6 protein-coding genes and 1 tRNA gene are annotated in these 10,463 nt (G+C 59.7%); 2 read left to right on the top strand and 5 right to left on the bottom strand.

Going from position 1 to position 10,463, the window contains the following annotated elements; genetic code table 11:
• Positions 1 to 43 precede the first annotated feature (43 nt).
• The 3 genes from JAO73_RS22820 to JAO73_RS22810 all read right to left on the bottom strand — a co-directional run bounded on the left by JAO73_RS22820 (position 44) and on the right by JAO73_RS22810 (position 3,962).
• Positions 44 to 964, bottom strand: a complete 921-nt coding sequence (locus JAO73_RS22820) for a hypothetical protein (RefSeq protein WP_198979646.1) — start codon at positions 962 to 964, stop codon at positions 44 to 46.
• Positions 965 to 1,104: 140 nt separating this feature from the next.
• Complete coding sequence (locus JAO73_RS22815; RefSeq protein WP_190928527.1) at positions 1,105 to 1,617, bottom strand: hypothetical protein; 513 nt, start codon at positions 1,615 to 1,617, stop codon at positions 1,105 to 1,107.
• A 29-nt stretch (positions 1,618 to 1,646) separates the two neighbouring features.
• Positions 1,647 to 3,962 (bottom strand): GH92 family glycosyl hydrolase, encoded by a 2,316-nt coding sequence (locus JAO73_RS22810; protein ID WP_198979645.1) that lies wholly within the window; start codon positions 3,960 to 3,962, stop codon positions 1,647 to 1,649.
• A gap of 42 nt (positions 3,963 to 4,004) precedes the next feature.
• Here JAO73_RS22810 and JAO73_RS22805 point away from each other — a divergent pair, with 42 nt between their 5' ends.
• The gene (locus JAO73_RS22805) at positions 4,005 to 4,514 is read left to right on the top strand and encodes an HNH endonuclease signature motif containing protein (RefSeq protein WP_198979644.1); all 510 of its coding nucleotides are present in this window, start codon (positions 4,005 to 4,007) and stop codon (positions 4,512 to 4,514) included.
• A gap of 42 nt (positions 4,515 to 4,556) precedes the next feature.
• Here JAO73_RS22805 and JAO73_RS22800 read toward each other — a convergent pair.
• A tRNA-Arg gene (locus JAO73_RS22800) sits at positions 4,557 to 4,628 on the bottom strand.
• Positions 4,629 to 4,658: 30 nt separating this feature from the next.
• Positions 4,659 to 5,972: a Pycsar system effector family protein gene (locus tag JAO73_RS22795; RefSeq protein ID WP_233169366.1), complete on the bottom strand. Its 1,314-nt coding sequence runs from the start codon at positions 5,970 to 5,972 to the stop codon at positions 4,659 to 4,661.
• A 223-nt stretch (positions 5,973 to 6,195) separates the two neighbouring features.
• Here JAO73_RS22795 and JAO73_RS22790 point away from each other — a divergent pair, with 223 nt between their 5' ends.
• The gene (locus tag JAO73_RS22790; RefSeq protein WP_198979643.1) at positions 6,196 to 10,176 is read left to right on the top strand and encodes a metallophosphoesterase; all 3,981 of its coding nucleotides are present in this window, start codon (positions 6,196 to 6,198) and stop codon (positions 10,174 to 10,176) included.
• The last annotated feature ends 287 nt before the right edge of the window (positions 10,177 to 10,463 follow it).

Here is a 10,463-nt window from a genome sequence, read left to right as displayed (position 1 = left end):
TACCTCGCCTTTGCCGGGCTCATGCTCGCCAAAGCCGCTGGCCTTAACTTGCTCCCAGGTGCATAACACCTTCTAGAAAAAAGTCTTTTTGGTCGGCAGTTAGTGTCTTTAAGCCTCCTGCAGATTCTACTTCTTGGCGGAGTTTTTTCTCGTATTCAAATGTGCCGCTGTTTAGGTTGGCATCTTCGTAAAGGCCAGGAGCATCGATACGTCGGCCATTATCGATTAGCAATGTGTAGTAGTTACCAGAACGGAGATTTTTCTGACTGGTAAACGCAACTTTACCGTTCTCCGGCACTACTCCGTGCATTCGTTGACTAACCGTTAGTTCGTAGTGCTGAGAAAATGTTTTCTGTACTTGGCCAGATACAAGAACTGACGTGGTGGTAAGAGCAGTATCCTGCCTTTTGCTTAGCAGGTTGCCTGATGTAACGTCAAATACAAACGTATTTAACTCGTAAGTTGAAATAGTGAGGGAATTAGTCAGAGGAGCGAATCTGTACTTCGTTAACCAACTAAAGTGGCTTACTGATGAGGAAATACTACCGCAGGAACATAAGAAGTCGTGTAGGACATACTCTTTGATTTTATGTCCCCTTTCATAGAAACTGAGGACACCGTAATTGTAAAAGGGCACTCCGGCACTCCAGTCGTCTAGCACTGCAATCCTATTTCCATTATCAGAGATTAGCGCAGTTTTGAGGGCAATGTTGTCATTGCTGTCTTCGAAAAAATAAAGCATCTGCTGCGTCTGTGTAGCAAACATTGCCCATTTACTAACAGTCGGATAAAGCGCGCTTCCTACTTCATCAGCATACTTGGCGGCAGAGTCTTTTCTGGTGCCAAGTAATCGCAACTCATACAGACCATCCTTGCTGCTGAACTTGGTCTGAAAGCGAGGCTCATCAGCTTTGCAATACCAAGACGGTAGACAAAAAAGCACTATTAAGAACAGCGTTTTCATAGTAGTGAATAACGGAGATAATAATCGACTTTACTTCCGCATCGGCCGCGCCCCCATCACAAACACCAGCGTGCCGCCCTTGGCCACGTCCTGCTGCGCCAGAAACGGCTGCGTCAGCTCTTCATTATGGGTTTGCACAACTATATCGGTTTCCACGTCCCTTTTTTGAAGTACATGTTGCCAAACTTTGGCGAGTTGAACACCAAGAAGAAGCTCCACACGTCGCGGTAAACAGTCGGGTCGGTGGTTAGAATGTGGTGCGTCGGCGCGGGCATGTGGACGATGAGACGAGCAGAGCCATATGGGGCGGAAGTTGAAATATATCCTCTGTACACTTTTGCCGGTCCATCCTTAGGGGTTGAATAGAAATAAATGGAATTGTCGGGATTGATGGTGAAATGGAAATTGTTGTATTGCCAGTCCGCCTGTTTGCCCGGGAAATAGCTGCGGTCGATGACGTATTCCCCGTAGTAGTCTTCTTGGGTAAGAACCTTCTTTTCAAACAGGGGTCGGGCAATTGTTGAGAAAACACCAAGCGCAATGGCAGAAAGCCAAATGAAGCCCAACGCTTTGCCAAAAAGTGCTTTTCTGGTTAGCGCCCAAATTACCAGCAGCAATAAAGTCAGTGGGATGAGAAAGAAGCCGGCAAGCATGTTGCAATTGTCACTGGTGGAGTAATAATTTATTTCCGCGCCGGCCGCGCCCCCATCACAAACACCAACACGCCGCCCTTTGCCACATGCTGCTGCGCCATAAACGGCTGCGTCAGCTTTTGCCCGTTGAGGGTGACTTGCTGCACGTAGACATTTTTGGCGCTTTGGTTTTTGACCTGGATGGTGAAGGACTGGCCGTTTTCGAGGTGTAGCACTGCTCCGTGTACGAGGGGGCTGCCGAGGGCGTACTGGCCCGAACCGGGGGCGACGGGGTAGAAGCCGAGGGCCGAGAAGAGGTACCAGGCGCTCATCTGGCCGCAGTCGTCGTTGCCGCCGAGGCCGTCGGGGGTGGGGTGGTACTGGCGGGCGAGGATGTTGCGGACCTGGGCCTGCGTTTTCCAGGGCTGGTCGGTGTAGTTGTAGAGGTAGGCGGCGTGGTGGGCGGGCTCGTTGCCGTGCACGTAGCCCCCGATGATGCCCTCGCGGGTGATGTCCTCGGTTTCGGCGAAGAATGAGTCGGGCAGGTGCATGGTGAAGAGCGAATCGAGGTGGGGCACGAAGCGGCGGTTGCCGCCCATGCGGGCAATGAGGCCGGCGGGGTCGTGGGGCACGGCGAGGGTGTAGTTCCAGGCGTTGCCCTCGATGAAGCCCTGGCCGTTGGTGCTCAACACGTCGAACTTGGGGCGGAAGCTGCCGTCGGCCAGGCGCGGGCGCATGGCGTTCACGCGCGGGTCGAACACGTTTTGCCAGTTGGCGGCGCGCTTGCTGAACTCCTGGTAGAGGTCCTCTTTGCCGAGGTGTTTGGCGAGTTGGGCGACGCACCAGTCGTCGTAGGTAAACTCCAGGGTGTTGGAGACGGAGGTGCCGCTGCGCTCGTTGGGCACGTAGCCCAGGTCGAGGTACTCGCCCAGGCCGTCGTACCAGCGGTGGCGGGCGGTGGCCACGCAGGCAGCCAGGGCGCGCTCGGCCTGGGCGGGCGGCACGGCGCCGTTGAGTACGGCATCGGCCACGACGGAGACGCTGTGGTAGCCGCTCATGCACCAGTTCTCGTTGGCGTGGTGGCTCCACACGGGCAGCATGTGCTCGGGGCTCTGGTCGTAGTGGGCCAGCATACTCTGCACCATGTCGGCGTTGCGCTTGGGCTGGATGAGGTTGAAGAGCGGGTGTAGGGCCCGGAAGGTGTCCCAGAGCGAGAAGGTGGTGTAGTTCACGAAGCCCTCGGCGCGGTGGGTTTGCTGGTCGAGGCCGCGGTACTGGCCGTCGGCGTCCTGGTACACGGTGGGGCTGAGGCAGGCGTGGTAGAGGGCCGTGTAGAAGTTCTCCTTGTCGGCCCGGTTGGGCGTCTGAATGGTGACTTTCTGCAACTCATGCTGCCAAAGCTGCTGGCCGGCGCGGCGGGTCTGGTCGAAGTTCCAGCCGGGCAGCTCGGCGCGCATGTTGGCCACGGCACCGGCCATGCTCACGGGCGAAAGGGCAAACTTGACCTTGATTTTCTCGCCCGCCACGGTGGCGAAATCGAAGTAGAGGCGCAGCTGGCGGCCGGCCTGCTCGGGCCAGTTCTTGCTTTGGTCGAAGCGGCCCCAGAAGCCGCGGTAGGTTTCCTTGGCGTCGTACTTGCGGGCGCCGTAGCTCCGGAAGGGCTTCGAGAACTGCATGGCGAAGTACTCGGTGCGGGTGCGGCCCCAGCCGGTGGTTTGGCGGTAGCCGGTCACGAGCGAGTCGTTTTCGATGCGCACGTAGCTCCACACGTTTTTGTCGGGGTAGTTGTAGATGCCGGCCATCATATCCAGAATGATGTGGGCCGGCTCGGTGCCCGGAAACGTGTATTGGTGGAAGCCCACGCGGGTGGTGGCCGTCAGCTCGGCGAGGATGTTGTGGTCGTCGAGCTTCACTTTGTAATAAGCCGGCTCGGCCACCTCGTTCTGGTGCGAGAAGGCGGAGCGGTAGCCGCTCTGCGGCCGGTCGGCGGTGCCGGGGTTGAGCTGCAGCGGGCCGGTGGTGGGCATGAGCAGAAAGTCGCCCAAATCGGAGTGCCCGGTGCCGCTGAAGTGCGTGTGGCTGAAGCCGACGATGGTGCGGTCGTCGTAGTTGTAGCCCGCGCAGTACTTGTAGATGTCGGGGTTATACTTGCCGTTCTGCTCGTAGCTCAGCGTGTCGGTATCGGGCGAGAGCTGCACCATGCCGAAGGGCACGGTGGCCCCGGGGTAGGTGTGCCCCATTTTCTGCGTGCCCACGATGGGGTGCGCGTACTGGACGAGGTTTTCGGGTTGAGCCGGGCGCTTTTGGGCGGCGGCCGATACGGCGGCTAGGAGCAGCAGGGGCAGGAGGTTGGTCAGGTTCTTCATGCAGAGGCGCGGATAGGCGAGCAATATCCGGTAATTTGAGGCATGAATAACTGCCTGCATTGCGGTACTGCCACCCCTAATGCCAAGTACTGTTCCCGCTCCTGCGCCAACCGAATAAATGGCCATCTATTTCCCAGCCGTAAGCGGCTGACTCGCTTGTGCAAGCACTGCGGCGCTACGCTGCAAACCCGCCGCACCACCTGCGACAGTTGCAACCCCAGCTTCGTTGATTGGCAATGGGTGCTGCTGCAGCAGCTCAAAGCAAAAGCGCTGCAACAGTACGCGGCTCAAATTCGCAGCTTGGCGCGGGTGGCCTATCGCAAATCAAGCCGCTCCAAAGCGTGCGCGGTGTGTGGCTACGACACCCATTACGAAGTGTGCCACATCAAGCCAATAAATGGATTTGCGCCAACAGACTCCGTCGCGAACGTAAATGCGTTGGATAATCTGGTTGCGCTGTGTCCTAACCATCATTGGGAATTTGACCACGGCCTGCTACCGGCCATTGTTCTGACCGCAGCAGAAGCTGCAAGCGTGGGAGGCGAGAACTAAAAAACCCGCTCTGCGCACAACAAAGCGGGTTTTTGGTCAGTGTAGCCGCGACGGGAATCGAACCCATATCAAGCGTTTAGGAAACGCCTATTCTATCCGTTGAACTACGCAGCCGCAGCGCAAAGGTAAGAACGGGCGCTGCCCCTACATCTTATACAGCAGCGCGATGCCGAACGAGAGCGCCGTCAAAATCAGCCCCACCATGAAGATGGTGTAGCTGGTGCGCAGCAGGCGGTATTTGCGGGTGAGCACCTCGCCCAGGTAGTAGATGTCCGTCACCATGTTGTTGTAGAGCATGTCTTTCTGCCGCATCAGCTCGCGCATGCCGCCCTGGAAGTTGTCGAGGCTGAGCTTGGTGAACTGGCCGAAGAACAGCAGGTTGACGCGGCGGTTCGTGGCAATCTGAGGGCTTTTCTTCAGCCAGGCAAAGCTCGTCACGTCGGGCTGGGCCGAGAGGATGGCCGTGATGACCGAGCCCAGGGCCGTGACCAGCAGAATGCCCATCGGGATGCCCAGCACGGGGTTGCCGCTCATCATGGGGCCCAGGGCGCCGGCCTTGCCCATTTTGGCGCCCAGGTAGGTGATGATGACCGACATGAGCACGGCGTTGAGCTGAATCATCATGCTGGCCTTTTTGTCGGCCATGTCGCTCAGCTTCATGTGGTTCGAGTACATGGTGCGAAACATCGTTTCGATGCCGCGCTTGGGCTCGGCGAAGGTTTCGCTCTTTTCCTTTTCCTTCTTTTTCTTCTTTTTCTCGGTCTTTTTTAAAGCGTCGCGCTGCTCGTCAAGGTTGTCTTTAAACGCCTTTTTGTAGCGCTCCTTGCCCGCGTCGGAGTGGTACTTGTGCTCCAGCATGAAGTTGAGCTGCAGCTCGGCCCACTCCGGGTTGGAGTAGGTTTGGCCCAGCACCAGCTCCCACTCGGTGCGCAGCAGTTCGGCGCTGCTGCGGAAGTCGTCGCGTGCCAGGTTGCTCATGTCTGCGTCTACCAGCAGCTGCTGCAGCTCGGTTTCGGGCGCGTAGTCGCGGTGCGTCACCTTGATGAGGTCTTTCACCAGCTGCACCCGCTCGGCGGGCACGCCGTGCTCGCCCAGCCAGGTGCCGGCCCGCTCCATGCTGCGGAACTCGTGGCCCTCGTACACGTCGAGGTAGCCGGTGTCGTGAAACCAGGCGGCCAGCAGCAGGGCCTCGGTGTCTTCGGGCGAGAGGCCGGCGGCCGGGGCCAGCACGCGGCATTCCTTCACCACGGCCTCGGTGTGGCGCAGGGAATGGTAGGTGAGCTTGGCTTGCAGCTCCCGGGCAAACAGGTCGGTGACGTAGGCCTGGGCGTCTTTCACCAACGCCGAAGCCTTGGCCTTGGCGGGCTTGTCGGCGGCTTCGGCGGCGAGGGCGGCTTCGGGCGGGGCGGAGTCCGTGGCCGGGGCGGGGGCAACGGTTTCGGGGGTACTTTCTTTCATGACTAGCGAAGCAGCGGCCGGTTCATTCCGGCGGGCTCGCCGGCTTTCAACGCGAAGCGCCGGGCGTAAGTTAAATAGCCCGGCCTAACCGCACAGCCGCGCTTTGCGTAACGGGCCCTAGCGCGCCGGCTGCAGGTTCGTGCCAGTACGTGGGCAGCCGGCGCTTCGTTTACCTTAACAGTACCCCGCGGCGAGCCTTGATGCTCGGCCCTTTTTCTGCTTTATGCCCCCATTTTTTCGCTTTCGCTCCGCGCTGTTGCTGCTCGGCGCCCTTTTGGCGTTTCACTCGCGTGCTTTGGCCCAGGGCGAATCGTCGCAAAACCCCCACGTTTCGCGCCCCAATTACCGCCGCGGCGGCCTCGACTGGCAAAGCAAAACCCCGCCCGACAGCACCCGCATTCGCTACACTGTTTTTCTGATTGGCGACGTGGGCAAGCCCATTGCCAAGGAAAACGGCGGCGAGCCCTCGCTGAATTTCCTGCGCAAAAAAATCATGGAAGCCGGCGCCAAGAGCACCACCGTTTACCTCGGCGACAACGTGTATGAGTACGGCATGCCCGAGGAAGGCGCCTACGACCGCAAAGAAGCCGAGCGCCGCCTGGCCGACCAGATTGACGTGCTGCGCGAATACAAAGGCGAGAAGTACATGATACCCGGCAACCACGACTGGAAGCAGGGCCTCACCGGCGGCCTGGAGCAGGTGCTGCGCGAGCAGCGCTTTGCCGAAAACTACATGGCCCAGGACTCGGCCGCTTTCGGCTACAGCGGCGATTTCATCACGCCCAGCAACGGCTGCCCCGGCCCCTACGAAATCCGCCTGCAGGACGATTTGGTGCTCATCACCATCAACTCGCAGTGGTTTCTGACCAAGCAGAGCGAGCGGCCCTACGGCGCCGACGGCGGCTGCGGCGTGGAAGACGAAACCGACTTCATGGCCCAGTTGGAAGACATTATTGCCCGCAACAAGGACAAAAACATCATGGTGGTGGGCCACCACCCGCTGTTTTCCGATGGCATTCACGGCGGCTACTTCACCCTAGGCGACCACATTTTCCCGCTCAGCATCGTGTACAAGTACGCGTTTCTGCCGCTGCCCATCATCGGGTCCATCTACCCCTTTGCCCGCAAATACGGCGGGGTGAGCCAGGACTTGGCCTACCCGGCCTACCAGGCCTACAAGAAGGGCCTGATGGATATTTTCAACAAGTATCCCAATATCATTTACGCGGCCGGGCACGAGCACAACCTGCAGTACTTCAAGGAGGGCGCCACCCACCTCATCGTGAGCGGCTCGGGCTGCAAAACCCAGCACGTGAAGCCCGGCGGCGCCGGCGATGCCCTGTTTTCGGACAAGGAAAAGGGCTGGGCCCGCGTGAACTACTACGACGACGGCCAGGTCTGGACGGAGTACTTCATCCCGCAGGGCAACGGCGAGAAGGCCCGCCTCGTGTTCCGCACGCCGCTTTATGCCAAAACCACGCAGGGCGTGGCCGCTACCGAGGCCGCGCCGATGACGCCGCTCGACAAGCAGAAGAAAAAGAACGAGCAGGACGTGCAGGCCCAGCCCGTGCCCGCCAAGCGCCCCGACTTCCGCGACAGCAGCGTGGTGGTGGCCGTCAACCCCGCCTACAACAAGCACGGCGGCTTCCACAACTGGCTGCTGGGCGAGCACTACCGCAAGGAGTGGGCCACGCCCGTGAAGTTCCGCCTGCTGGACCTGGCCACCGACAAAGGCGGCCTGGTGCCCTACAAAACCGGCGGCGGCAAGCAAACCGCCTCCCTGAAAGTGCGCAACGAAGCCGGCCACAACTTCTCGCTGCGCGGCATCGACAAGGACCCCGCCGCGGTGCTGCCCGAGGCCCTGCGCACGGGTTTTGCCAAAGACATTCTGCAGGACCAGATTTCGGCCCAGCACCCGTACGCCTCGTTTGTGCTGCCGCCGCTGGGCACGGCGGCCGGCATTTTGCACACCAACCCCGAGCCGGTCTACATTCCGCAGGACCCCCTGCTGGGCCAGTACTACAGCGCGTTTTCCAACAAGCCGGCTGCCATTGAGGAAGACGCCAAGGACGACCAGAGCAACGTGGCCAGCCTGGGCTACGCCAAAAACCTGGTGGGCACCGACAAGATGCTCGAGCGCCTGCTCGAAGACAACGACAACAAGATTGACGCCGTGGCCTTTGCCCGCTCGCGCCTGTTCGACATGTGGATAGGCGACTGGGACCGGCACGAGGACCAGTGGCGCTGGGCCGAGGTGAAAGACAAGGACGGCGACCGCACCTTCACGGCCGTGCCCGAAGACCGCGACATTGCTTTCTTCAAAGGCGACGGCGTGCTGCCCTTCCTCATCAGCCGCAAGTTTGCGGTGCGCAACTTCCAGAACTTCGGCTACGACTACGCCGACTACAAGGGCCTGAACCAGACGGCCCTCAGCAACGACCGCACCTTTCTGAGCAGCGTGAGCCGCGAGCAGTGGGTGGCCCAGGCCCAGTACATGAAGGAGCACATCACCGACGAGGTGATTGAGAAAGCTTTCCGCGACAAGTGGCCCAAGGAGATATATGACCTGCACGCCAAGGAAATCATCGCCAAGCTGAAAAGCCGGCGCGACCTGCTGCCCGACGTGGCCGCCAAGTACGCCGACGTGGTGGCCGACATTGTGGAAGTGCGCGGCACCCAGAAAAACGAGCAGTTTGTGGTGGACCGCCTGCCCAACGGCAACGTGCACGTGACGGTGCGCAAAATCACGAAGGAAGGCAAGGTGACCAAGGTGCTCTTCGACCGCACCGTGGAGTACGGCATCACCGACGAGCTGCGCCTCTACGGCATCAGCGGCAACGACACCTACCTGGTGAAGGGCGACGCCAGCAAGTCGGTGAAGGTGCGCCTGATTGGCGGCACCGACCGCGACACCATCCGCGACGTGAGCCACGTGGGCGGCTTCCTGCACAAAACCCAGGTGTACGACGCCGACACCGGCAACGTCATCAACGTGGGCAAGGAGGCCCGCCTGCGCCTGGAGCCCGGCGTGGACGTGAGCCGCTACGACCACCCCAAGCGCTTCGACCTGAAAGACTACCGCCTGAACTACACCGGCCCGGCCCTGTTCTTCGGCTACAACATCGACGACGGCCTGCTGCTGGGCGGCGGCATCACGCACCGCCGCTACGGCTTCCGCCGCGAGCCCTTCTCGTCGGAGCAAAGCCTGGTGGCCAACTTTGCCCCGGCCCGCGACGCCTTCAACATCAAGTACACGGGGCAATTCACGCGCATGTTTGGGAAGTACGACCTGCGCATCGCGTCGCAGTACTACGGCCCGCAGCTGCTCTACAATTTCTTCGGCATCGGCAACAACACCGCCAACCTGGCCACCGAAGACGCCAACCGCGGCCGCGTCACGGTGCGCACCGTGAATTCGGCCTACCGCGTGCGCTTCAACAGCTTCACCTTCGCGCCCACCCTCGAGCGCAACCTGTTCAGCTTCCTGAAGCTCGGCTTTGGCCCGCGCTACGAGCAGTTCCGCGTGGAGCGCGACCCCATCGGTTCGGTCATCAAAGACAGCCTGACCCGCGGCGGCGACGTGACCTACGAAAACCGCCACTTCGGGATTCGGGCCTCCGATTTCCAGGTGAACCAGTACCTCGGCGGCTTGCTCTACCTCAACCTCGACGCCAGCTCCTCGCCCAAAAACCCGCGCATCGGCATTCGCTGGTACAACGAGTTTCAGTACAACCACCAGCTCAATGGCGAGCAGTTGAACTACGGCCGCCTGACTTCTGAAATCCGGGCGTACCTCACGCCCAACCTGCCCTTCCAAATCACCTACGCCGGCCGCCTGGGCGTGGCCCACAACCTGGGCGACTACCGCTTCTACCAGGCCAACACGCTGGGCGGCACCACCAACCTACGCGGCTACCGCCGCACCCGCTACTCGGGCCGCAGCAGCGTATACGGCAACTTCGAGGCCCGCCTCCAGTTGCTGTCCTTCAACGCCTACCTGTTTCCCGGCAAGCTGGGCATCCTGGGCCTGGCCGATTTCGGCCGCGTGTATTCCGACAACGACACCCGCTCCGGCCTCTCGGCCCTGCACAGCGGTTTCGGCGGCGGCGTGTATGTCGACATCCTGAAGCAGGCCGTCATCAACGCTACGTATTCGGTAGGGGAGGAGAAGCTGGTTTTTGTGGGCTTCGACTTCCTGTTTTAAACCGCCTGCTTTGCCGGCAAAACCCAAAGGCCGCGGCCGTTCATGCCTTAATGAGCAGCCGCGGCCTTTGGGTTTTTGCTAAAAACAGCGTGTAAAATTTTGGGTTTCAGGTTCAAAGCTAACAAGCGTTTGGAAATACGCAGAGGCGGAAATGATTCTAATAAATTCAATTTTGATTGGTATATCAACATTTTATATAGCTAAATCGCCGTATTAATTCAAAAATTCGTAATCGATTTTGCTTGCTTAGCAAAAAATAATTTCTAGCTTGGCAATTCAAAGTCATC

Source organism: Hymenobacter miniatus (assembly GCF_016427455.1).
Lineage (GTDB): Bacteria > Bacteroidota > Bacteroidia > Cytophagales > Hymenobacteraceae > Hymenobacter > Hymenobacter armeniacus.
Note: the sequence above shows the minus strand (reverse complement) of the source record. Positions and strands in the feature narration are given on the sequence as shown.

Coding starts and splice junctions, on each gene's coding strand:
- JAO73_RS22820 (WP_198979646.1), bottom strand. CDS start 964: ATGAAAACGCTGTTCTTAATAGTGCTTTTTTGTCTACCGTCTTGGTAT.
- JAO73_RS22815 (WP_190928527.1), bottom strand. CDS start 1,617: ATGCTTGCCGGCTTCTTTCTCATCCCACTGACTTTATTGCTGCTGGTA.
- JAO73_RS22810 (WP_198979645.1), bottom strand. CDS start 3,962: ATGAAGAACCTGACCAACCTCCTGCCCCTGCTGCTCCTAGCCGCCGTA.
- JAO73_RS22805 (WP_198979644.1), top strand. CDS start 4,005: ATGAATAACTGCCTGCATTGCGGTACTGCCACCCCTAATGCCAAGTAC.
- JAO73_RS22795 (WP_233169366.1), bottom strand. CDS start 5,972: ATGAAAGAAAGTACCCCCGAAACCGTTGCCCCCGCCCCGGCCACGGAC.
- JAO73_RS22790 (WP_198979643.1), top strand. CDS start 6,196: ATGCCCCCATTTTTTCGCTTTCGCTCCGCGCTGTTGCTGCTCGGCGCC.